The organism is Pseudoflavonifractor sp. An187 (genome assembly GCF_002160275.1).
GTDB lineage: Bacteria > Bacillota > Clostridia > Oscillospirales > Oscillospiraceae > Enterenecus > Enterenecus faecium.
In genome coordinates this window covers 176,085-199,916 of record NZ_NFKG01000001.1, presented here as the reverse complement: position 1 = coordinate 199,916, position 23,832 = coordinate 176,085, and the positions used below count along the sequence as shown (strand labels likewise).

Annotated in this window: 23 protein-coding genes; 21 read left to right on the top strand and 2 right to left on the bottom strand. The window is 58.8% G+C overall.

Features of this window, described 5'->3' with window-relative positions; genetic code table 11:
* The first annotated feature begins 5 nt into the window (after positions 1-5).
* Positions 6-308, top strand: coding sequence for a hypothetical protein (locus tag B5F22_RS00990; protein WP_087389852.1), 303 nt, complete (start codon positions 6-8; stop codon positions 306-308).
* A gap of 77 nt (positions 309-385) precedes the next feature.
* Positions 386-2,023 carry a recombinase family protein gene (locus B5F22_RS00985; protein WP_087389849.1) on the top strand — a complete coding sequence of 546 codons (1,638 nt, stop codon included), beginning with the start codon at positions 386-388 and terminating at the stop codon, positions 2,021-2,023.
* Positions 2,024-2,096: 73 nt separating this feature from the next.
* Here B5F22_RS00985 and nth read toward each other — a convergent pair whose 3' ends face one another.
* The gene (gene nth, locus B5F22_RS00980; protein ID WP_087229786.1) at positions 2,097-2,735 is read right to left on the bottom strand and encodes an endonuclease III; all 639 of its coding nucleotides are present in this window, start codon (positions 2,733-2,735) and stop codon (positions 2,097-2,099) included.
* Between the two features lie 138 nt (positions 2,736-2,873).
* Here nth and glyA point away from each other — a divergent pair, with 138 nt between their 5' ends.
* A complete protein-coding gene (glyA, locus tag B5F22_RS00975; RefSeq protein WP_087389846.1) occupies positions 2,874-4,124 on the top strand; it encodes a serine hydroxymethyltransferase in 1,251 nt (416 codons plus the stop codon).
* A gap of 331 nt (positions 4,125-4,455) precedes the next feature.
* On the opposite strand, the gene B5F22_RS00970 is transcribed toward glyA, so the two are convergent.
* Positions 4,456-5,598, bottom strand: coding sequence for an amidohydrolase (locus tag B5F22_RS00970; protein WP_087389843.1), 1,143 nt, complete (start codon positions 5,596-5,598; stop codon positions 4,456-4,458).
* Between the two features lie 207 nt (positions 5,599-5,805).
* On the opposite strand from B5F22_RS00970, the gene cdaA reads away from it, so the two are divergent.
* From cdaA to B5F22_RS00880, 18 genes are all read left to right on the top strand, one after another.
* Entirely contained in the window at positions 5,806-6,699 is an 894-nt protein-coding gene (gene cdaA, locus B5F22_RS00965) for a diadenylate cyclase CdaA (RefSeq protein ID WP_087389840.1), read from the top strand.
* Positions 6,674-7,939 carry a hypothetical protein gene (locus B5F22_RS00960; protein ID WP_087389837.1) on the top strand — a complete coding sequence of 422 codons (1,266 nt, stop codon included), beginning with the start codon at positions 6,674-6,676 and terminating at the stop codon, positions 7,937-7,939. The genes cdaA and B5F22_RS00960 overlap by 26 nt, the downstream gene beginning before the upstream one ends.
* A gap of 2 nt (positions 7,940-7,941) precedes the next feature.
* Positions 7,942-8,832: a DUF5685 family protein gene (locus B5F22_RS00955; protein WP_087389834.1), complete on the top strand. Its 891-nt coding sequence runs from the start codon at positions 7,942-7,944 to the stop codon at positions 8,830-8,832.
* Positions 8,816-9,427, top strand: coding sequence for a J domain-containing protein (locus tag B5F22_RS00950; RefSeq protein WP_087389831.1), 612 nt, complete (start codon positions 8,816-8,818; stop codon positions 9,425-9,427). Before B5F22_RS00955 ends, B5F22_RS00950 begins: the two co-directional genes overlap by 17 nt.
* Before the next feature lies 1 nt (position 9,428).
* On the top strand, positions 9,429-9,959 hold the full coding sequence (locus tag B5F22_RS00945) for a hypothetical protein (protein ID WP_087389828.1): 531 nt from the start codon (positions 9,429-9,431) through the stop codon (positions 9,957-9,959).
* A gap of 7 nt (positions 9,960-9,966) precedes the next feature.
* Positions 9,967-10,854 (top strand): YicC/YloC family endoribonuclease, encoded by an 888-nt coding sequence (locus B5F22_RS00940; RefSeq protein WP_204210466.1) that lies wholly within the window; start codon positions 9,967-9,969, stop codon positions 10,852-10,854.
* Positions 10,855-10,869: 15 nt separating this feature from the next.
* A complete protein-coding gene (locus tag B5F22_RS00935; protein WP_087234086.1) occupies positions 10,870-11,142 on the top strand; it encodes a DUF370 domain-containing protein in 273 nt (90 codons plus the stop codon).
* The gene (gmk, locus tag B5F22_RS00930) at positions 11,139-11,759 is read left to right on the top strand and encodes a guanylate kinase (RefSeq protein WP_087234084.1); all 621 of its coding nucleotides are present in this window, start codon (positions 11,139-11,141) and stop codon (positions 11,757-11,759) included. Before B5F22_RS00935 ends, gmk begins: the two co-directional genes overlap by 4 nt.
* 47 nt (positions 11,760-11,806) lie before the next feature.
* A complete protein-coding gene (rpoZ, locus tag B5F22_RS00925) occupies positions 11,807-12,001 on the top strand; it encodes a DNA-directed RNA polymerase subunit omega (RefSeq protein WP_275532465.1) in 195 nt (64 codons plus the stop codon).
* 88 nt (positions 12,002-12,089) lie between these two features.
* Entirely contained in the window at positions 12,090-14,567 is a 2,478-nt protein-coding gene (gene priA / locus B5F22_RS00920) for a primosomal protein N' (protein ID WP_087389824.1), read from the top strand.
* A 22-nt stretch (positions 14,568-14,589) separates the two neighbouring features.
* Complete coding sequence (def, locus tag B5F22_RS00915; RefSeq protein WP_087369277.1) at positions 14,590-15,078, top strand: peptide deformylase; 489 nt, start codon at positions 14,590-14,592, stop codon at positions 15,076-15,078.
* Positions 15,075-16,004, top strand: coding sequence for a methionyl-tRNA formyltransferase (fmt, locus tag B5F22_RS00910; protein ID WP_087389821.1), 930 nt, complete (start codon positions 15,075-15,077; stop codon positions 16,002-16,004). Before def ends, fmt begins: the two co-directional genes overlap by 4 nt.
* 13 nt (positions 16,005-16,017) lie before the next feature.
* A complete protein-coding gene (gene rsmB / locus B5F22_RS00905) occupies positions 16,018-17,343 on the top strand; it encodes a 16S rRNA (cytosine(967)-C(5))-methyltransferase RsmB (RefSeq protein WP_087389819.1) in 1,326 nt (441 codons plus the stop codon).
* Positions 17,344-17,346: 3 nt separating this feature from the next.
* Complete coding sequence (gene rlmN, locus B5F22_RS00900; protein WP_087389816.1) at positions 17,347-18,399, top strand: 23S rRNA (adenine(2503)-C(2))-methyltransferase RlmN; 1,053 nt, start codon at positions 17,347-17,349, stop codon at positions 18,397-18,399.
* A complete protein-coding gene (locus B5F22_RS00895; RefSeq protein WP_087234071.1) occupies positions 18,396-19,133 on the top strand; it encodes a Stp1/IreP family PP2C-type Ser/Thr phosphatase in 738 nt (245 codons plus the stop codon). The genes rlmN and B5F22_RS00895 overlap by 4 nt, the downstream gene beginning before the upstream one ends.
* A 25-nt stretch (positions 19,134-19,158) precedes the next feature.
* Complete coding sequence (gene pknB, locus B5F22_RS00890; protein WP_087389814.1) at positions 19,159-21,177, top strand: Stk1 family PASTA domain-containing Ser/Thr kinase; 2,019 nt, start codon at positions 19,159-19,161, stop codon at positions 21,175-21,177.
* A gap of 3 nt (positions 21,178-21,180) precedes the next feature.
* Complete coding sequence (gene rsgA / locus B5F22_RS00885) at positions 21,181-22,059, top strand: ribosome small subunit-dependent GTPase A (protein WP_087389812.1); 879 nt, start codon at positions 21,181-21,183, stop codon at positions 22,057-22,059.
* 215 nt (positions 22,060-22,274) lie between these two features.
* The gene (locus B5F22_RS00880; RefSeq protein WP_158096564.1) at positions 22,275-23,789 is read left to right on the top strand and encodes an SPOCS domain-containing protein; all 1,515 of its coding nucleotides are present in this window, start codon (positions 22,275-22,277) and stop codon (positions 23,787-23,789) included.
* Positions 23,790-23,832 lie beyond the last annotated feature (43 nt).

Here is a 23,832-nt window from a genome sequence, read left to right as displayed (position 1 = left end):
CACTTATGGACAGCAAATTGAAAATCCCACCCGCAATCATAGACGGTCAGGACACGCTGGAAGAATACCATTTTTCCAATCCCGGCCCCACCGACCCGCCGAAGCGCAATTTCTGGATCGGAGAGGACGGACACATCCATGTGAAAAATCTTTCCGCGTTTTGGTTGCCGGAATTCACCTTGCAGAAGGAGATCGGCGGCACCGTTTACACCGTCATTGGCAGCTATGACGGCACGGAGCCACTGAATCGGAAGATGGAGCGCATCATGGCCGAAAAATTCACAGAAAAGATGGAGGACACGGAATGACAAACACCCGGAATCTTGGTACAATAGAAGTAGCCAATCCTGTACTGGCAGTTGCCCCATTGAAGGAGGACGCAGAAATGCAGCGGGCAACTGATAAAATCACGGCTCTCTATTGCCGCCTCTCCCAAGAGGACGCAAACGAGGGCGAGAGTAACTCCATCCAGAACCAAAAGGCCATCCTGCTCCAATATGCAAAGGAGCATCGCTTCCCCAACCCGACTTTCTTTGTGGACGATGGATACAGCGGCACCAACTACGACCGCCCCGGCTTTCAGGCCATGCTGGCCGAAATCGAGGCAGGAAAAGTGGCCGTCTGTTGCACCAAGGACCTATCCAGACTGGGTAGAAATTCATCGCTGACCGGGCTGTATATCAACTTCACGTTTCCAAAGTACGGCGTGCGCTATATCGCCATCAACGATCACTTCGACACCATCGACCCCAACAGCACCGACAACGATGTGGCAGGTATAAAGAACTGGTTCAACGAGTTTTTTGCAAAAGATACCAGCCGCAAAATCCGGGCGGTGCAGAAAGCAAAAGGTGAGCGCGGCGTACCACTGACCACCAATGTCCCGTTTGGGTATCTCAAAGACCCGAATGACAAGACCAGATGGATTGTGGACGAAGCAGCGGCGCAGGTGGTCAAACACATTTTTCGGCTTTGCATGGAAGGCCGCGGGCCGATGCAGATTGCCAAAGTCTTGCAGGAGGAAAAGGTGCTCAACCCCACCGCATATAAACGCAGGGCAGGCATCAAGACCCCCAGCCCGGAGACCGCTGACCCGTATCACTGGAACACCAACACCATTGTTCACATTTTAGAGCGCCGGGAATATACCGGCTGTACGGTCAATTTCAAGACCTACACCAACTCTATCTGGGACAAGAAGCAGCGGGACACGCCTCTGGAAAAGCAGGCGGTTTTCTATGGCACTCACCCGGTAATCATCGAACAGGAAGTCTTTGACAAGGTTCAGGAAATCCGCCAGCAACGCCACCGCAGGACGAAAACCGGCAAGAGCAGCCTGTTTTCTGGCATGGTCTACTGTGCCGACTGTGGGGCGAAAATGAGGTACTGCACCACCAACTACTTTGAGAAGCGGCAGGATCACTTTGTCTGCGCCAACTACCGCAGCAACACCGGAAGCTGCTCAGCCCACTATATCCGGGCGGTTGTTCTGGAAGATTTGGTCTGGATGCACATGAAAGCGGTTATCTCCTATGTAACCCGGCACGAAAGCTACTTCCGGGCCGTGATGGAGCATAAGCTCCGGCTGTCCAGCGAGGAAGCCATCCGGGCAAACAAGAAGCGGCTTGCACAGGCCGATAAACGCCGGACCGAACTTGACCGGCTGTTCATCCGCATTTATGAGGACAACGTGGCCGGGAAGCTCTCAGACGAGCGGTTTGCTATGATGAGCCAGTCTTACGAGGACGAACAGATGCAGCTCAAAGCAGAAATCCAGACCTTGCAGCAGGACATTGAAGTACAGGAACGACAGATTGAAAACTTGGAGCAGTTCATCCAGCGGGTACACAAGTACGAGGATTTGCAGGAACTGACCCCTTACGCTCTGCGGGAGCTTGTGAAGGCGATCTATATTGGAGCGCCGGACAAGAGCAGCGGCAAACGGCGGCAGAACATCCGTATCTCCTACGACCTTGTGGGATTTATTCCCGTGGACGAGCTGATGAAACAGGAAACGGCATGACCGAAGCCATGCCGTTCCTGCGAAAACTTATTACTTTCTTATGGCCCCCGGACATCTCGGCGGGGCTTGTTGCTTACAATTTAGCGGCGTAGTCACACACGGGAGCCAAGGGGCACATGCCGCACTTGGCCTGGCGGGCGGTGCAGATAGCCCGGCCATGGAGCACCAGGCGGTGGCAGAAGTCGTTGGACTCCTCTGGGGGAAGAATTTCCCGCAGCTGCTTTTCCACTTTGCCGGGGTCCTTGGTGCCATCGGTGAGGCCCAGACGTCCGGAAATGCGGATGCAGTGGGTGTCTGCCACCACCACACCTGGGGTGTGGAACACATCACCCAAAATCAGATTGGCGGTCTTGCGCCCCACGCCGGGCAGCGCCACCAACTCCTCCATGGTGCCGGGGACCTTTCCGCCGTGTTGGGATAGGAGCATCTGGGCGCACAGCACCAGGTCCCGGCTCTTGGCCCGGAAGAATCCGCAGGAGTGGATGTATTCTCCCACTTCCTCCACGTCTGCCTGGGCGAAGGCCTCCAGAGTGGGGAAGCGGGCGAAGAGGGCGGGAGTGACTTGGTTGACTCGCTCATCGGTGCACTGGGCGGACAGCCGCACCGCAAAGAGCAATTCATAGTCTTTCTTATATTGCAGCGAGCAGATGCCGTCGGGATAGAGCTGTTTGAGTCCATCCACCATGGCACGGACTTGCTGGGGAGTTTTCATATGTATCACCTCTGGCGATATCATACCATAGACCCAGGGGGAATGTCACGAAACTTTCACGGTTTATCTATTGCTTTATTAGAATAAAGCGGATATAATAGGGCACAACTAGCTCATTAAGAGAAAGGTGGAACAACCATGGTTTTGGAGTATATGGATTTTGTATCCAAAATGGACCCGGAGGTGGGCGCTGCCATCCAGGCCGAATATCAAAGACAGTGTGACAACATCGAGCTGATTGCCTCGGAAAACATCGTCTCTGAGACGGTGCTGGCCGCAGCGGGCAGCGTGCTCACCAACAAGTACGCAGAAGGATACTCCGGCAAGCGCTATTATGGCGGCTGCCAGTGCGTGGACGTGGTGGAGACCCTGGCCATCCAGCGGGCCTGCCAGCTCTACGGGGCCAAGTTTGCCAATGTGCAGCCCCACTCCGGAGCTCAGGCCAACTACGCCGTGTATATGGCCCTGTGCCAGCCCGGGGACACCGTGCTGGGCATGAACCTGGACCACGGCGGGCATTTGACCCACGGAAGCCCCGTGAACTTCTCCGGCAAATATTACAACGTGGTGGCCTACGGCGTGGATGAGGAGACCGGCTACATCGACTACGACCAGCTGGAGCGGGTGGCCAAAGAGTGCAAGCCCAAGATGATCGTGGCTGGTGCCTCCGCCTATCCCAGAACCATCGACTTTGCCCGCTTCCGTGCCATTGCCGATGAGGTTGGCGCCTATCTGTGGGTGGATATGGCCCACATTGCCGGCCTGGTGGCCGCTGGGCTCCACCCTTCTCCCGTGCCCTACGCCCATGTGGTGACCACCACCACTCACAAGACCCTGCGTGGTCCCCGTGGCGGCATGATTCTCACCAACGACGAGGATCTGGCCAAGAAGATCAACTCCGCCATCTTCCCCGGTGCTCAGGGCGGACCTCTGATGCACATCATTGCCGCCAAGGCGGTGGCGTTGGGCGAGGCCCTCAAGCCGGAGTTCAAGGTGTATCAGCAGCAGGTGGTGGACAACGCCCAGGCTTTGGCCCAGGGGCTCATGAGCCGGGGCATGAACCTGGTGTCCGGTGGCACCGATAACCACCTGGCTCTGGTGGACCTGCGCAACTTGGGCGACCTCACCGGCAAGGAGCTGGAGCGCCGCCTGGACGAGGTGCGCATCACCGTCAATAAAAACAAGGTGCCCGGAGATCCCCGGTCTCCCTTCCAGACCAGCGGCATCCGGGTGGGCAGCCCTGCGGTGACCAGCCGAGGCTTTACCACCGCCGACATGGACCAGGTGGCCCAGTATATCGCATGGGCGGCCACAGACTTTGAAAACAAGGCGGAAGAGATTCGCCAGGGCGTGGCCCAACTCACCCAGGCCCACCCCATCTACCGATAACGATAAGATAAAACATGTGCCTGACGGCTTCGGCCGCCAGGCACATTTCAGACTGTCAAAAAAATTCATGTTCGTGCAAGAGGGACCAATTGACTTACCATTACGCCAAAGCCCTCGGCAGAGTTTTCCCATCCGCAGATGGGAAAATAAATTAAAATCTGTTTTTTTCGAGGACATGTGCATCGGAAAAAACTCTTCTCAGCCCGCCAGTGTGGAATTGGGTCGCCCTTTGACCCAATTATGCATGCAGCGGGCTGTAGCCCATCTCAAAAATGCTGGCATTTTTGAGAAGCGTGTGCCTGACAGCTTCGGCCGTCAGGCACATTTTTGGTTAACCAACTACTTTTTCTCCGTTGATCCACACACACCGGATGTGGCTGTCACTGACCATGGGGTCTCCGTCCACCAGCACCAGGTCGGCATCTTTGCCCGGCTCCAGGGAGCCCACCCGATCCTCCACGCCCAAATGCTTGGCGGGGTTGATGGTGATGGCCTTCAACGCCTCGAAGGGGTCCATGCCCGCCTTCACGGCCAGCCCGGCGCATAAGGGTAGGTAGGATTGGGGAATGACGGGGTTGTCAGTGATGATGCTCACCTGAACTCCAGCCCGGGCCAGCACGCCGGGGGTCTCAAAGGTCTTGTTCACCAGCTCGATTTTGCTGGCATTGGTGAGGGTGGGGCCCACGGCGGCGGGGAACCCGGAACGGGCCACCACCTCCGGGATGAGGTGTCCCTCGGTGCAGTGCTCCAGGGTCATGTTCACTCCGAACTCCTTGGCGATGCGGATGGCAGTACAGATGTCATCGGCCCGGTGGGCGTGGGCTTTGAGGGGGATTTCGCCTTTGAGTACGGGGATGAGGGCTTCCAGCTTCATGTCGTACTTGGGCTTTTTCAGAGGATCGTCTCCGGCGGCCTCTTTGCGGGCCAGGTAGTCCTGGGCGGCAAAGAGCATCTCCCGCAGCTTGGCGGCGGTGCTCATGCGGGCGGAGTTGCCCTTGCTCTGGTAGCAGCGCTTGGGGTTCTCGCCGAAGGCGCACTTCATGGCCACCGGGTCCCGGAGCACCATGTCGTCCACACAGTTGCCGTGGGTTTTCACGGCGAAGAAGGTGCCGCCCAGCACATTGGCGCTGCCCGGACCGGTGCCCACGGTGGTGACGCCGCCTTCCAGGGCGCGGCGCACCCCCAGCTCCAGGGGGTTGAAGCTGTCGATGCCCCGGAGGTGAGCGGCCACAATGTCTCCCATCTCGTTGTAGTCGTGGCCTTCAAAGCCCATGCCGTAGTTATCCAGGCCCAGATGGCTGTGGGCGTCGATGAAGCCGGGGTAGAGGCGCAGACCCTGGGCGTCCAGCTCTTCTTCGCCGGGGGCGGAGAGCTGGGGGCCAATGGCCTGGATGACGGTGCCGTGGATCAAAACGTCCCCCACATAGGGTTGGGGGTGAACGGCGTCGTAGATTTGTGCATGTTTGATTAACATAGGGACATACCTCCTGGGTCCTTTGTGTATCTTTCGAAATTATACAATAGGAGCCGGAAAAAAGGAAGAGGAGACAGGCTGATTTGTTCATATCTGCTTCATATTTGAAGTTTTAGCTGTCATTGTCTTGCCAATTCGGCGTTTATGAGCTATAATACGTAGGATAGCCATACTATGGCATTTTGCCATGTGGTTGGAGGCGATGAAATGGAATATATTGAGCAGTTCCTGCGCACCGTTCAGGAGTATGTGAAGCTGATCGGCTTTTTTGACGTGTTGGATATGGCCATTGTGGCCTTCGTGGTGTACCATATTTTCCGCTTTGTCCGCCGCAGTCGGTCCGGCCAGGTCGTCAAGGCCATTCTGCTGATCGTGGTGGCTCTGGGCGTTGCCAATCTGCTGCAATTGCAAGTGGTGAGCTTTGTGCTGAATAATGCGGTGGAACTGGGATTTATCGCCCTGGTCATTATCTTTCAGCCGGAGATTCGCCGCTTCCTGGAGCAGATGGGCAGCGGTAAAATCAAAGAGATCTTTGTCCAAGAGACCATTGACGATGAACTGGAGTATGCCATCCGGGAGACGGTGGAGGCTTACACCTCCTTGTCCAAGGATAAGGTGGGCGCTCTGATGGTGTTTGAGCGCAAGACCATGCTGGACGATGTGCTCAAGACCGGCACGCCGCTGGATGCCCGGGTGTCTGCGGAACTTCTGAAAAACTTGTTTTGGAATAAAGCGCCCCTTCACGACGGCGCCGTCATCGTTCGCAACGGGCGAATTGTGGGAGCTGGATGTATGCTGCCCATGTCTGGGAACGTGAACATCAGCCGGGACTTGGGAATGCGCCATCGGGCTGGCATTGGTGTCAGTGAAAACTCTGATGCGGTGGTAGCTCTGGTCTCGGAGGAGACAGGTTCCATTTCTGTGGCCATCAACGGAATGCTCAAGCGGCACCTGGCTCCTGCTACCTTGGAACAGATGCTGCGCAATGAGCTGATGCCCAAGCAGGAGGAGAGCAAGCCCTCCGGCACGGCATGGCTAACCAATATGCTCAAACCAATAAAGGGGGATAAGCCAGATGGGGAAGAAGATTCTCGACAGTAAGGTGCTCTATGTGGTTTTATCCATCGCCATTGCTGTGGTCATGTGGTTTTATGTGACCTCCATGGATGGAAATCAGGCGAGCAAATCCATTCGAAATATTACCATTACATTTTCCGGCGAAGAGCAGCTGGAGAGCAACGGCCTGATGATCGCCGGGGATGCACCCTCCGCCAATATTACGGTGAAGGCCAAGCCTGCGGTGTTGGCCCAGCTCACCGATAAGACGGTGGAGCTGGTGGTGGATGTGGCCACCATCGAGCGAGCGGGGGACTATACCTTGGCTTATACCGTGAAGCTGCCCAGCAACATCAGCGCCAGTCAGGTGCAGATCATCAACGAGGGGACGGGAAATGTCTCCTTCACGGTGGCGGAGTACCGCCAGCGGGAGATCGAACTGCGGGGCAAGTTTGAAGGCACCACTGCAGAGGGATATCTGGCTGGAGACCAGGAGGACTTTGTCTTCTCCCCCAATAAGATTACCATCAGCGGCCAGGCGGAGCTGGTCAACCAGGTGTCCTATGCCGAAGTGGTGGTCACGGGTGAAAACCTCTCCGAAAACGTGCGTGGGGACTTCCCTTACCGCTTCATCGGCGCCAGCGGCGACGTCATTGACAATCTGGACGTGGAGTGCTCGGTGGCCACGGTGCACACTACCTTCCCCATCCTAGCCACGGCAGACATCCCCTTGAAGGTGGAACTGGTGGCGGGCGGCGGCGTCGCCCTGGATCAGGTGACCTGCACCTTGAGTCAGGAGTCTCTCACCGTAGCCGGCAGCAAGACGGCCGTGGAGGCCATCCAGTCTGAGGGCTCCGTTGTGCTGGGCACCATTGATTTGGGCACTGTCCACGACGGGGATGTGATCACCTTTGATATTGCCCTCACCGACGAGTTGACCAACATCAGCGGCGTCACCCAGGTGACGGCCACCCTGGACCTGGACGACTCTCTGAAAAGTAAGACCGTGGAGGTCACCAACATCGACTGCATTTCTCCTCCCGATGGCTGGGCGGCCAAAGCGCTGACCCAGATGGTGGAGGTGGAGGTCCGGGGCAGCCAGGAGCTGCTGGATGCCGTCACGCCGGATAAAATCCGAGTGGTGGCAGACTTGAAGGACATCAACCAGGCCGCCGGGCAGTATACGGTGACCGCCAACGTCTATTTGGACAGTGTGGGTACCCGAGATCAAATCGACGTGGTGGGGCGAGACTATAAAATTGTGGTCTCCCTCTATAGAGCCTGATTATGTTTGGATACGTCAGACCGGCCCTGACCCAGCTCCCCCAGGAGGAGAAGGACCTGTACCAATCCGCCTACTGTGGCCTCTGCCACGAGATGGGAAAGAGACATGGGTTTTGGATCCGATTTACCTTAAACTATGACTTGACTCTCCTGGCCATCCTTCTGCAAATCTGCCAGGGAGGGGACCGGACTGTGTGCCAGCGCTGTCCCGCCCACCCCATCCGCAAGCCCAAGGCGTGCCTGAGAGGGCCGGGGATGGAGCGAGCGGCGGATGTGAGTTTGATTCTCACTTGGCACAAGCTGGACGATGATGTGAAGGACCACGGCTTTTGGAGTGGTCTGCCATACCGATTCTTGCGCCGCTGGTTTCACAGGCCATACCGGAGAGCGGCCCAGGCTTGTCCGGGCTTTGTGAATCAAGTGCAAGGCTGTCTGGAGCGCCTGGACCAATTGGAAGCCAAGCGCTCGACCCGGCTGGACGCCGTGGCCCATGAATTTGCCGCCATGCTGGCTTCCGCGGCCTCAGAGCAGGCCCAAGGGGACCAGGCCCGTATTTTGCAGCAGCTGCTGTACCATTTGGGACGCTGGATTTACCTGATGGATGCATGGGATGATCTGGACGAGGATCGAGCTTGCGGGCGCTATAACCCACTGGATGCCCGGTTTGAGGGCAGAGCCAAAGAGGAGCAGGAGTATGTGGCCACCACCTGTACCCATTCGGTGCGGCTGGCATATAGTGCCGCCAGTTTGCTAGAACTGGGGGAGTGGGAGCGCGTCTTAGAAAATATTTTGTGCGTTGGCCTTCCCGCCGTGCAGAGCGCTGTGATGGACGGGCGATGGAAGGAAATCAAAAAGCTACACAAAGGGAGATACATGCATGAGAGATCCGTATGAGGTGCTGGGGGTCAGCCCCAACGCCAGTGATGATGAAATCAAGCGTGCGTATCGGGAACTGGCCCGGAAATACCACCCGGACAACTACCAGAATAACCCTCTGGCCGATCTGGCTGAGGAGAAGATGAAAGAAGTCAACGAGGCCTACGATGCCATCACCAAGGCGCGCAGCGGGGGTGGAAGCACCGGCGGCGGGTATCAGGGGGGCTATTCCCAGTCCTACGGATACCAGGGCCAGTACAGTGGAGGCGGCTCCTCCTCTTCTGCTTCCTTTGCCCAGGTGCGCCAGTATATCAACATGGGGAACCTGGACGGAGCAGAACAGCTGCTCCGGGGCATCTCCAGCAAAAACGGCGAGTGGTACTTCCTCATGGGTAGTATCGCCTACCGCCGAGGCTGGCTGGACGAGGCCAGACAGAACTATCAGATCGCCTGCCAGATGGAGCCCGGGAACATGGAGTACCGCCAGGCTCTGTCCATGATGCAGCAGGGCGGCTATGGGTATAATACCAATATGACCGGAGGGCAGTGCGACAGCCTGGACTGCTGTACCACCATGCTCTGCCTGAACTGTCTGTGTGGGGGATGTAATTGATATGAAACCAGGCAAATCTGCCAGCAGCATCACCTATCCGGCCCTGTTGGGGGCGGTGTCCATCATTTTGTTGTACGGCTCGGCCATCTCACCCACCGGAGCCATCGGCCTGGTGGCCTTGGCAGGGGTACCCTGTGCAGGTGTGGTGATTGCCGGTGGAACTTCCGCCGGACTGCTGTGTTGGGGTGCGGTGTCGGTGCTGGGGCTGCTTCTGGTACCGGATAAGTTCTGCGTGCTCCTGTATGCCGCCCTGTTTGGCCTGTACCCGGTGGTAAAGTCCAAGGTGGAGGCCTTGCGACGCAAACCATTGGAGATCCTCTGTAAGCTGGTGTTTTTCAACCTGGCCTACACAGTTGTGGTCTTGGTCACCAAGGCGGTGGCCCTGGACGGCCTGCCCCTGGAGCAATTGCACTTGGGGCTGGTGTATTTGCTGGGTAACGTGGTATTTTTACTATATGACTTTGGCTTTAGCGGGCTGATTGCAGCCTATCTCTCCCGCATGGGGAAGGGAAGAAACTGGAGAAAGGGCTGATGAAACCATGGTTAAGAGTATGACCGGATATGGACGAGGGGAGTGCAGCTACGAGGGCGGCACTTTCACCGTGGAAGTGCGGTCGGTGAACAACCGCTATCTGGACTGCGGCATTAAGATGCCCAGAGCGTACATTTTTGCGGAGGACGCCATGAAAAGCCGGGTACAAGGTTCCATTTCCCGGGGCAAGGTGGATGTGTTTGTCACCTTGACCGCCCAGGCGGAGGATGACTCCACGGTGACCGTCAACGAGGGTCTGGCCAAATCCTACATCCAGGCTCTGGCCAAACTCTATGATCTGGGCAAGGGCGAGTGGGTGAAGGGCAGCTATTATGCCACCGACTTGGCCCGCTTCCCCGATGTGCTCACGGTAGAGAAAAAGGAACGGGACCAGGAGCAGGTGAAGGCCGGACTTCTGGGTGCTCTGGACGCCGCGCTGGCGGACTTTGACTCCATGCGGGTGCGGGAAGGGCAGCGCTTGGCAGAGGACATTCTCGGCCGGGCTGTGACCATCGAGGGCCTGGTGTCCAAGGTGGAGGAGCGTTCCCCCCAGACGGTGGCGGAGTACCGAGCCCGCCTGGAGGCCAAGATGGCGGAAATTCTCCAGAACACCCAGATCGAGGAGAGCCGGATTCTCACCGAGGCGGCCATTTTTGCCGACAAGGTGGCAGTGGACGAGGAGACGGTGCGCCTGCGCAGTCACATTGCCCAGCTGCGGGAGCTGCTGGACCAGGGCGGCGCTGTGGGCCGCAAGCTGGACTTCCTCATTCAGGAGTTCAACCGAGAGGCCAACACCATTGGCTCCAAGTGCAATGACATTGACATTGCCCGGGTGGTGGTGGACATCAAGGCGGAAATCGAGAAGATTCGCGAGCAGGTCCAAAATCTGGAGTGATATCGAGGTGACGGCATGGAACTGATCAACATTGGGTTTGGCAATGTGGTGTCAGCCCGGAAAGTGGTGGCGGTGGTGAGCCCAGAATCTGCCCCCATCAAACGTCTGGGCCAGGAGGCCCGAGATCGGGGGATGCTCATTGACGCCAGCTTTGGCCGCAAGACCAAATCGGTGCTGATTATGGACAGTGGACATGTGGTGTGGTCGTCCCTGACCCCGGAGGTGCTGGGGCAGCGGTTTGACCCCTCGTCACCGGAAGAAGAGCAGATGGGAGAGAAAGAGATATGAAGAAGAAAAAACGTGGCGAGTTGATCGTTCTGTCCGGTCCCTCCGGGGTGGGCAAGAGCACGGTGATCTCCGAGTTGCTCAGCAGCCGACGGGACATCCATTTCTCGGTGTCCTTTACCACCCGGCAGCCCCGGGTGGGTGAGGAGCACGGCGTAAACTACAACTTTGTCGCCCGAGAAGAGTTTGAACGCATGATCCGGGACAATGAGTTTTTGGAGTATGCCCAGTATGTGGACAATTACTACGGAACCTCGCTCAAAATCATTGAGGAGAAGCTGCAAGCCGGCGTGGATGTGCTGCTGGACATTGAGGTCCAGGGTGCAGCCAAGGTGCGGGAAAAGTGCCCGGAGGCTGTGTGTATCTTCATCATCCCTCCCTCTCTGGAGGAACTCTCCCGCAGACTGCGCAAGCGCAACACAGACAGCGAGGATGTGATTGCCCAGCGGCTGGCCAAAGCCCGGGAAGAGTGCCGGGAGTGCACCAAGTACGACTACCTGGTGGTCAATGACAACGTGATGTCCGCCGCCCAGGAGATCTTGTCCATCCTGGAGGCGGAGAGTTGCCGAGTCAACAAGCGAATTCAGCTGGCCGAGAGCATCATCGGCACCAACGACTAATTGGAAGAAAACGAAAGGATTGAAGAATTATGTTGCTCTATCCCCCTATGAAGGACCTGTTGGAGAAAGTGCCCAGCCGTTACATGTTGGTGAATGTGGTGGCCCACCGTGCCCGTGAGATTTCCAGCGAGTCGGAGCAGACCGGTATCCCCCTGGAGGAGAAGGCGGTGACTCTGGCCGTGCGCGAGGTGGCTGACGGCCAGCTGCAGGTGGAGGAACCGGTTGAGGAGACCGAAGAGTAAGAAGTCAAAAGGCACGGCCTGTGAAGCCAGGGCAAGCGGCGAGGCGCTGCTTGCCCTTTCGCGGTCAAAAGGAGGAGGTTGACGGGAGGTGCCACAGACAGCAAAAATCGCAGTGGCAGCCGCCGTCTACGCCATTGACCGGCCCTTTGATTATAAAATTCCCCCGCACATGGCGTCCCGTGTGCAGGTGGGAATGCGGGTGGCCGTCCCCTTTGGCCGGGGCAACCGGCTCAGTGACGGCATTGTGCTGGCCTTGGGCCAGCAGGAAAACGTGGACGGATTAAAACCCATCCAGACGGTACTGGACCAAGAGCCGGTACTGACTGGGGAGAACATCCAGCTGGCTTTGTGGATGCGGGAGCACTACTTTTGCACCGTGTACGAGGCCATCCGGGTGATGCTCCCCGCCGGGCTCTGGTACGCTCTGAAAGAGAGCTGGAGCATAGCTCCAGGACTGGACCGGGAGGCCCTGTACCAGTTGGCCGGAGAGGACCGGCCGTCCGTGCGTCTGGCGGACATTCTATGCGCCTATGGAGGCAACGCGGAGCTCAGTGAGATTCAGCGGGCCTTTGACGGAGCGGACCCTTGGCCAGCCCTGCGCCGCTTGTCTGAGGCGGGGGGCATCGTCCGCCGGGCGGATGGAATCCCTGGAGTGAAGGACAAGCTGGAACAGCGAGTAGCCCTGGCGGTGGAGCCGGAGGAGGCCCTGGCCCAGGTGTCCGGCCGGCGGCGGAGAGCACCTCTCCAATACCAGGCGGTGAAGGTCCTGGGCGAGATGGGAGAGGTGTCCGCCAAGGAGCTGTGTTATTTCACTGGGGCCTCCATGAGTACGCTGCGGTCCCTGGAAAAACAGGGACTTCTCACCCTGCACAAGCAAGAGGTGTTCCGCCGCCCGCCTCAGGTGGGCGTACAGAATTCCCAGGCTCCCACCCCTGTGGCCCTGAATGACCAGCAGCAGCAGGCCATGGAAGGGCTGTGGGCGCTGATGGAGACCCGGCAGGCCGCTGCCGCCCTGCTATACGGAGTCACGGGCAGCGGTAAGACCCAGGTCTATATCCAGCTCATCCACAAGGGCCTGAAGGAGGGCAGGGGTGCCATGGTGTTGGTGCCCGAGATCTCCCTCACCCCCCAGCTCATGGACCAATTTACCTGCCAGTTTGGCCAGCAGGTGGCCATTCTCCACAGTGGCCTATCCACGGGAGAGCGGTACGACGAGTGGAAACGGGTCCGCTCTGGTCAGGCCATGGTGGTGGTGGGTACCCGCTCGGCGGTGTTTGCCCCGGTGCACAACCTGGGGCTTGTGGTGCTGGACGAGGAGCAGGAACCCACCTACCAGTCTGAGCAGAACCCCAGGTACCATGCCCGAGATGTGGCCAAGTTCCGGTGTTCGAAAGAGAATGCTCTGCTTCTTTTGGGCTCGGCTACCCCGTCGGTGGAGACCATGTACCACGCCAAGGCAGGCACCTACCATCTGTTCACCCTGGAGCACCGCTTCAACCAGCGGGAGCTGCCCCAGGTGACGGTGGTGGATATGCGGGAGCAGCTGCGAGAGGGGAACGGCGTTGCCCTCAGTCAGCCTCTGGTGGAGGCATTAAGAGAGACCATAGACCGGGGAGAGCAGGCCATCCTCTTTGTCAACCGGAGAGGCAGTAGCCAGATGGTGGTGTGCGGAGAGTGCGGGGAGTCCCCCAGCTGTCCCAGATGCTCGGTACACCTGACCTACCATAAGGCCAACGGACGGCTCATGTGCCACTACTGCGGCTATTCTCAGCCCTTGCCCCAGCACTGCCCCCAGTGCGGTGGCATTTACAGCTTTGTGGGGCTGGGCACCCAGAAGGTGGAGGAGGAGCTGCAACGCCTCTTTCCCGGCGTATCGGTGATGCGCATGGACACCGATACCGTGTCTGGCGTCCAGGGCCACGCCAAGCTGCTGGCCCAGTTCCGGGAGGAGAAAATCCCGGTGCTGGTGGGCACCCAGATGGTGGCCAAGGGGCTGGACTTTGAAAATGTGACTTTGGTGGGGGCTGTAGCCGCTGACCAGACCCTGTATGTGGAGGACTACCGGGGCGGAGAGCGCACCTTCTCTCTGCTCACCCAGGTGGTGGGCCGGGCAGGCCGGGGCGGCAAGACCGGTCGGGCCTTTATCCAGACCTTCACCCCCGGCAATGAGGTCATTCAGTGCGCCTCCCGTCAGGACTATGACGGGTTTTACGAGCAGGAAATCCGTATGCGCCAGCTCCGGGACTGTCCCCCCTTTGGGGACTTCTTCGTGTTGCACATTACCGGAGACCAGGAGCACGAGGTGCTGCGGGTGTGCATGCGGCTGCGCCAGGCCTTTGAGCAGATTCTCTCCCAACCCAAGTATCGTTCCATGGCGTGTCGCCTGCTGGGCCCTGCTCCGGCAGCGGTGGTGAAGGTGAATAACCGCTACCGCTATCATTTGACGTTACAGACCAAAAATACCAGACAAGCCCGGGAACTGGTGGCCCACATGGTGCGCCAGGCTCAGACAGACAAGGCCAACCGGGGCGTGTCGGTGTATGCAGATATCAACCCGCAGGATTAATCCAACAAAGGAGGACCTAACAATGTCTTTGAGAACCATTTTGACCCAAGGAGATCCGGCACTGGCCAAGACCTGCCACCCGGTGGAGAAATTTGACGAGAAGCTGCACGATCTGCTGGACGATATGAAGGAGACTCTGGCCCAGGCCAACGGTGTGGGCCTGGCTGCCCCACAGATCGGCATTCTGCGCCGAGTGGTCATCGTCATGGATGACCAGGAGAACATGGTGGAGCTAGTCAACCCCCAGATCATTGCCTCGGATGGAGAGCAGACTGGTCTGGAGGGTTGCCTGTCTGTGCCCGGAAAGTATGGCGTGGTTACCCGTCCCGCCACCGCCACCGTGCGGGCCCAGGACCGCAACGGCAACTTCTTTGAGATGAGCGGCGAGGGCATTGTGGCCCGCTGCTTCTGCCACGAGCTGGAGCACCTGGACGGGCACCTGTTTGTGGAGCACACCGACCGGCTCTATACGGTGGATGAGCTGGATGCCATGGAGGACGAGGACGCATGAGAATCGTCTTTATGGGCACCCCGGACTTTGCCGTCCCCTCTCTGCGCCGCCTGGTGGAGGACGGCCATGAGGTGTGTGGAGTCTTTACCCAGCCGGACAAGCCCAAAAATCGCGGCATGAAGCTACTGCCGCCCCCTGTGAAGGAATATGCCTTGTCGGTGGGTATTCCTGTGTTTCAGCCCACCACCTTGCGGGATGGGAGCGCCCTGGAGCAGCTGCGAGAGCTGGCCCCCCAGCTCATTGTGGTGGCGGCCTACGGCAAAATCCTCCCCGTGGATATTTTGCAGCTGCCCCCTCTGGGGTGCATCAACGTCCACTCCTCTCTCCTCCCCAAGTACCGAGGTGCAGCCCCCATCAACTGGGCCATCCTCAACGGGGAGAGCGAGACCGGGGTGACCATCATGTATATGGCGGAGGGACTGGACACCGGCGACATGCTGGCCAGCGCCGCCACACCCATTGATCTCAATGAGTCCGCCCAGCAGCTCCACGACCGTCTGGCCCAGATGGGGGCAGACCTGTTGCCCCAGGTGCTGGAGCAGTTGGAGCAGGGAACGGCGGTGGCAGTACCCCAGGACGATGCCCAGTCCTGCTACGCCCCCATGCTCTCCCGGGCCCTGTCCCCCATTGACTGGACCCATACTGCCACCCAAATCCACAACCAGGTGCGGGGCCTGACTCCCTGGCCCGCCGCCACGGCAGTAGTGGACGGCGTGCGGTGCAAGATCATCCGCACGGCGGTGGGAACCGAGCAGACGACCCAGGCCCCTGGCACCTGCGTCAAGGCAGACAAGCGTGGCCTGTGGGTGGCCTGTGGAGAGGGCACCGTATTGGAAATTTTGGAGCTTCAACCCGACGGGAAGAAAGCCATGGCGGCCCACGCCTTTTTGCTGGGCCACCCCCTGAAGGAGAAGGAAGCCATCTGAGAGGAGTTTACCTATGGGTTCTGCCAGAGAAGCGGCCATGCTGACCCTGACAGCCTGTGACAAGCAGGGGGCTTGGTCTGAGGGACATTTGAAACGAATTCTGAAAGAGAGCGCCCTGGACCGTCGGGATGCCGCCCTGGCCACCCGGCTGTGCTTTGGCGTACTCCAAACCCGGATGACCTTGGACTGGTATCTGGAGCGCCGCTGTGCCGGAGGCTTGAAAAAACTGGAACCCAAGGTGTTGTCCATTCTGCGTCTCTCCCTGTATCAAATCCTGTATATGGACAAGATTCCACCCAGTGCGGCGGTAAATGAAGGGGTCCAGTTGACGAAAAAGCACTGCCGCAATCCCCGAGCGGCTGGGATGGTCAATGGTGTGCTCCGGGGTATCCTCCGGGACATGCCTCTGCCGCCTCCTCAGGGGAAGGACGAGCTGGAGACCATCGCCCTCCAGACCAGCCACCCCCGGTGGCTGGTGGAGGAGTTTGCCCAGGTGCTGGGCGTGGACGGCGTGAAGGCCTGGGCCCAGGCAGACAACTGCCAGCCCCCCACCACGGCCCAGGTGAACACGGTGGTATGCACCGTGGACCAGGCGGTGGAGGAGCTGGAGCGGGACGGGGTGGAGGTACAGCGCCACCCCTGGTTGGAAGGTTGCCTGCTCCTGAGCAGCACCGGAGATATGGAGCGGCTGAGCGCCTACCAGAAGGGCTATTTCTACATCCAAGATGCGGCGGCACGCCTGGCCGTGACGGCGGCAAATGTCCAGCCGGGCCAGCAGGTTTTGGACTGCTGTGCCGCGCCCGGCGGCAAGTCCTTTGCCGCTGGCGTGGACATGAACAATCAGGGGGAAATCATCTCCTGTGACATTCATCCCCACAAAATCAAGCTGCTGGAGGCGGGGGCTAGCCGTCTGGGCCTGTCCATTCTGACCGCCCAGCTGCAAAGCGCCGCCCAGCGCCGGGAGGATTGGGTGGAGCGGTTTGATACGGTGCTGGTGGATGTACCCTGCTCAGGTTTGGGTATCATCCGCAAGAAGCCGGACATCCGCTACAAGGACCCCAAACCTCTGGATGGGCTGCCCCAGGTGCAAAAGGGCATCGTGGACAACTGTGCGGCCTACGTGCGCCCCGGCGGGGTGATGATCTACGCCACCTGCACCCTGCGGGAGCGGGAAAATCAGGACGTGGTGGCGTGGTTTTTGCAGCAACACCCAGAATTTACGTTGGAGGCATTTGATTTGCCCCATTTTGGGCGCCAGGAAGGCATGATGACGTTCTGGCCCCATATACATCACACAGACGGCTTTTTCGTGGCCCGTCTGCGAAAGAAGGAGGCCTGAGCCGTGATCGACATCAAATCCATGCTGCCTGACCAGCTGGGGGCGTATCTCAAGGAGTTGGGACAGCCCGCCTTTCGCTCCAAACAGATTTTCCAGTGGCTGCACCGTGGCGTGACCTCCTTTGACCAGATGACCGATCTGCCCAAGGCTCTGCGGGAGACCTTGAAGGAGCAGTGCTACATCACCGCCCCCATTGTGGAGCGGAAACAGCAGTCCGCCTTAGACGGCACCATCAAATACCTGTGGCGGCTGCGGGACGGCAACTGCGTGGAGACGGTGCTCATGCGCTATCAGCACGGGAATACCGTGTGCGTGTCCTGTCAGGTGGGGTGCAACATGGGGTGTAAATTCTGCGCCTCCACCCTGGGCGGAAAGGTCCGGGACTTGCAGCCCAGCGAAATTTTAGACCAGATCATTTTTACCCAGCTGGACAGCGGAGCGGAGATTTCCAACATCGTGATGATGGGAATTGGGGAACCTCTGGACAATTTTGACAATGTAATCCAATTTTTGCACCTGGTTAACCACCCCCAGGGTGTAAACATCGGCATGCGCCACATCTCCCTGTCCACCTGTGGTCTGGTGAAGAAAATTGACAAATTGGCACAGTTGGGGTTACAATTAACCTTAAGCGTATCCCTTCACGCCCCCGACGACGAGACCCGCTCCAAGCTGATGCCGGTGAACCGGGCCGTGGGGGTAGACCTGCTGATGGACACCTGTCGGCGGTATTTCCAGCAGACGGGACGGCGTATCTCCTACGAGTACGCCATGATCGATGGCGTCAATGACGGCGACCAGCAGGCGGACCTGCTGGTGAAGCTGCTGCGGGGTCAGCCTGGACATGTGAATTTGATTCCCCTGAACCACGTGGAGGAGTCTCCCCTCAAGCCCAGCCGCCGGGTGCGGCAATTCCAGAAACGGTTGGAATCCCAGGGCGTCACAGCCACCGTGCGGCGTAAGCTGGGGGGCGACATTGACGCCTCCTGTGGTCAGCTGCGCCGGAAGCACATGCAGCAAGATCAGCTCCAGCCCGGAAAGGACGAAGCCCTATGAACATATTTGGAATGACGGATATCGGCTCGGTACGCAGTGAGAACCAGGATAGCTATGCCGTGCGCCAGCTCAGCGAGCAGGTGGCCATTGCGGTGGTCTGCGACGGCATGGGCGGCGCTCGAGCGGGCAATGTGGCCAGCGCCATTGCAGTGGAGAGTTTTGCTGCGAAACTGGAGGAGCTGTGCCAGGATGGGGTCCCGGAGGGGGAGCAGGACTGTACCCAGCTGCTCCGCCAGGCCTGTGACCAGGCCAACACCCACGTCTACCAGCTCTCCCGCACCGATGAGCAATATCGGGGGATGGGGACCACCCTGGTGGCGGCATTGCTGCTGGACCAGGAGGCCTATGTCATCAACGTAGGGGATAGCCGCTGCTATCACATCCACGACGGGGAGATTCAACAGGTCAGCTGTGACCACTCCCTGGTACAGATGCTGGTCTCTCGGGGGGATATCACCCCGGAGCAGGCCCGAACCCACCCCAAGAAGAACCTGATTACCCGGGCACTGGGTGTGGACCGGGATGTGACGGCAGATTGTTACCATGTGACCTGGCAGGAGGGGGACAGCCTGCTGCTGTGCAGCGACGGCCTGTCCAACGTCCTCACCGACCAGGTTTTGCTGGAGCAGGCTGTGGAGCAGCGCCCCCTGGAGGAGCGGTGCCGCAGTATGATGCGTATGACGTTGGAGCACGGTGCGCCGGACAATGTGACCATTGTCATGGCGCAGCGGTGAACCACAACGAGGAGGAACATTTACCATGGATCAATACATAGGTAAAATGCTCGACAATCGCTATGAGATTTTAGAGCGTATTGGCGTGGGTGGCATGGCCGTGGTGTATAAGGCCCGCTGCCATCGGCTCAATCGGCTGGTGGCCATCAAGATCCTCAAGCCGGAGCTGGCCAGCGACGCAGAGTTCCGCCGCCGTTTCCAGGCGGAGTCTCAGGCGGTTGCCATGCTGTCCCATGTCAACATTGTGGGTGTCTATGACGTGTGCCAGAGCGATGGGCTCAACTACATTGTCATGGAGCTCATTGACGGCATGACCTTGAAGCAATATATGCAAAAGCGCGGCACTCCCTTGAAGTGGCAGGAGGCCCTGCACTTTATCTCCCAGGTGCTGCGGGCACTGGACCATGCCCACAGCCGGGGCATCATCCACCGGGACATCAAGCCCCACAACATTCTGGTGCTGCGGGACGGCAGCATTAAGGTGGCCGACTTTGGCATTGCCCGCCTGACGTCCTCTCAGGCTACCCTGACCCAGGAGGCCATTGGGTCGGTGCATTATATCTCCCCGGAGCAGGCCAAGGGCAGCCACATCGACGGGCGGTCTGACCTGTACTCTGTGGGCGTCATGCTCTATGAGATGCTCACCGGGCGGCTGCCCTTTGAGGGCGAGACCCCGGTGCTCATTGCCATTCAGCACATCAACTCCATTCCCATTCAGCCTCGGGAATTGAATCCCGATATTCCGGTTGGTCTGGAGGCCATCACCATGAAGGCCATGGCCCCCAATCCCAACCAGCGCTATGCTTCCGCTCAGGATATGTTGGATGCGGTGACGGAGTTTCAGAAAAATCCCGATGCCGTTCCCTCGGACACCATCCGTATCGACAACATCGAGGAGCCCACTCGGGTGATCCCCGTTCCCGGTGCCCGGGAGCCGGAGCAGCAGCAACCAGTCTCCAACGACACTGGAGCATTGTACGACGAGGATGACGAGTACTATGACGAGGAGGGCGAGCGGACCGAGCGCATCAAGCTGTTCGGAGGCCGTGTCAAGCTTCCGCCCATTGCGGTGGCCGTGGCGGCTATCCTTATCTTCGTAGTGGGTATTGTGATCTTCCTCTTTAATTTCATCCGAGGTGCCATCTTTGCTCCGGCCAAGGAGTACACCGTACCCAATCTGTTGGGCTACACCCTGGAGGAGTTGGAAAAGGACCCCTCCATCCTGGGTGATTTCACCATCGAGGTGGGCGAGACAGTGTTCAACGAGGAGTATGAGAAGGACCAGATCTGTGAGCAGACCCCTGAGGCCGATGGAAAGGTCAAGGATGGTAAGTCCACCATCACCGTCACCATCAGTGGCGGAACAGAGGAACTGAAGATGATTGACGTCACGGGTTGGGAACTGGAACGGGCATTGAAGAAGCTGGAGGAGGATATGAAACTCAAAGTGGTCACAGAGGAGGAGTATTCCTCCACCACGGAAGAGGGCTATATCATCTCCTATACCCCCAAGAAGGATACCGAGCTGGAAGAGGGGGACGAGGTGACTCTGGTGGTCAGCAAGGGCAAGGAGAATCAAAAGGTTGCTGTGGGCAATTACGTGGATTTGAGCCTGGAGCAGGTGAAGGCCCAGCTGGAGCTGCAGGGGCTCAAGGCCAATGTGAAGGAGTATCACAGCGACACCTATGCCGCAGGCAAGGTGATGTGGCAGAGCATTGAAAAGGGAACCATGGTGGACCCTGGCACCACCATTGATCTCCAGGTCAGCCTTGGCCCAGAGGCCACCCAGCCCCCTGTCACCAATCCCCCGGTGGTGACCACAGACGCCCCGGTGAAGAAGACCATCACCGTGGACCTCAGCGACTACTCCGGTACCATTGATTTGAAGGTGACGTTGGGTTCCACCACCGTCTTTGACGGCAAGTGGAATGCCGATGAGAAGGGAGACTTCTCCCGTGAAGTGACCCAGAGTCCCGGCACCACCAAGCGAGTAACCATCGAGATCAATGGGGAGCGGGTGGAGAGCTATGACTTGGAGTTTTAACGTATGACGGGTACCATCATTAAGGCCCTCAGCGGCTTCTATTATGTGGACGTGGGGGCAGAGCAAGAGCCCATTACCTGCCGGGGCCGTGGGAAACTGCGCCACCAGAAGATCACCCCTCTGGTGGGGGACCACGTGGCCATTACGGTGACCGAGGACGGCACTGGGATGGTGGATGAGGTCCTGCCCCGCTCCAATCAGTTCCAGCGGCCTATGGTGGCCAATATGGACCAGCTGGTGATTTTGGCTTCCGGGGCTATCCCGGTCACGGACCCATTCCTCATTGACCGGATGGTGTCTCTGGCCGAGTACAAGGGGTGCCAGCCCATCATCTGCTTTAACAAGTGCGATTTGGAGCCCGCCACTCAGCTGGTAGAGCTGTATCAGAAGGCTGGATTTCAGTCCTTTGCCATCAGCGCTCAGACGGGCGAGGGTCTGGAGCAGCTGTTGGGGGTTCTGGATGGGAAGATCTCCGCATTCACTGGAAATTCCGGTGTGGGCAAGTCCAGTGTGCTCAACGCCCTGTGCCCGCAATTCGGCTTGAAGGTGGGCCAGGTCAGTGAAAAGTTGGGCCGTGGCCGCCACACCACCCGCCACGTGGAGCTGTTCCGCGTAGGGGGCGGACTGGTGGCAGATACCCCCGGATTCTCCGCCTTCGATGTGGAACAGATGGAGCTCATCCCCAAGGAGGAGCTGGCCAACACCTTCCGGGAATTTCGTCCTTATCTGGAACAGTGCCGCTTTGTGGGCTGTGCCCACGTCAAGGAGCGGGGCTGTGCGGTGCGGGAGGCAGTGGACAACGGTGCCATCGCTCCCAGCCGCTACCAGAGCTATGTGCGCCTGTACGATCAAGTGAAGTCCCGCCCTCAGTGGGAAAAATAAATTGGATTAGGAACCAGACAGCCTCTTCTTTCATATGCTGTATTAGATTTCAGCATGGAAAGGAGAGGCTGTTGTTTATGCGGATCGTAGTTGTGAAGTTTCCCAAAGCCCTGTGTGGGATTATGCGCCGGATTTTCGGCATCTCGGGTTGAGGGAATATCCCGGCCTCCATGGTCATATAGATACCTCAGAATGTGGACAAAGGGAGGATGTCTATGGATATGGAGTTGCAGCCTGTGGTGCTGGAGGGATACCGCCAGGTTCTGGACACTGCGGTGACCCAGGAGGAGACGCTGGAGAGCATTGTGCCGGATACTTACCCGGACATTGCCCGCATCGTTACGGCGGTGGGGCGGGTGTATGTCCGGGACTGCGAGCCGGGAGAGGGGACGGTGCGGCTGACAGGTACCATCCAGACCACGGTGTTCTACATTCCCGAGGGGGAACAGCTGCCCAAGACCTTGGAGGTGGCCATTCCCTTCCAGTGCCTGAAAGACCATCCATCGCTGCGCACCACCACGGTGGTGCAATCCAGCGCCACGGTCACCTTCGCGGATGCCCGGGCGATCAATCCCAGAAAAGTGGTGGCTCGGGCGGAAATTATGGTGGAGCTCACCGCCTATGAGCTGGCGGCCAAAGAGGTGAACACCGACGTCCAGGGCGGCCCGGAGGGGAGCTTGGAGAAGCGGCTGTTACCTGCACGGGACATTGTGATTACCGGGGTGGTGGAGAAACCCTTCCTCTTTTCCGACTTGGTGCGCATGCCCCCCTCCAAGGGAGAGGTACAGCAGCTGCTGCTGTGCCGACCCCAGCTGGATGTGATGGAGGGAAAGCTCATCGGCCGTAAGCTGGTGGTAAAAGGCTCTGTGAAGCTGTACCTGGTATACCAGTGCGGGGACAGCGTCACTTCCACCTGTTTCGAGCTCCCCTTCTCCCAGGTGCTGGACGTGGAGCAGGAGGCGGGGGACCAGGGCTCTCAGGTGGACGTGCGCCTGAAAAGCGTGGACTGTCGCCTGCGAGAGGGAGAACTGGAGGTCACTGTGGAGGCCTGCGCCCAGGCGGTGGTTCGTATGGAGCGGGAGGTGACACTGCTCTCCGATGTGTACTCTGTGAGCTGTCGGCTGGATGCCCAACGTTCTCCCTGTCCTCTATGTACCCTGGCGGAGACAGGCGGCACCAGCCAAAGTGTCCGGCACTTCTATCAGACCTCGGTGGAGGCCAAGCAGGTGCTGGACAGCTTCGCCGTGGTCAAGGAAGTGACCCAGCGCAGCGGAGAGCACGGCAACGAGCTAGCCGCCCAGATTCAAGTACACATGCTGTATTTGGACGAGGAGGGAGAGCTGCGTGGGGCTACGGACAGCGTCCTGGTCACCTGTCCCTATCAAATCCCGGAGGGGTGCCAGCGCAAGGTCCATTGCAGAGCGGTGGGAGATTTGACTGCGGCGGCTGTCAGCGGCGGCATTGACCTGCGCTTTGAGCTGGAGTTCCGCTGGCTGACCACCAAGGAGGAGGAACTGCTGTGTGTCAGTTCTGTGGCTTCTACGGGTGCCTATGAGGGCCCGTGTAGCCGCCCCTCCCTGGTCATTCGCCGGGTGGATGCGGGAGAGCAGCTGTGGGATGTGGCCAAGGCCTGCGGTGCCACCATCCAGGATATTTGCACGGCCAATGAGCTGGCCTCTGAGACGGTGCCGGAGGGAATGATTCTGCTCATTCCCACCAAGCGAGTCTAACACGCCAAAATCGGCCGGAGGGTTTCTCCGGCCGATTTTTTGA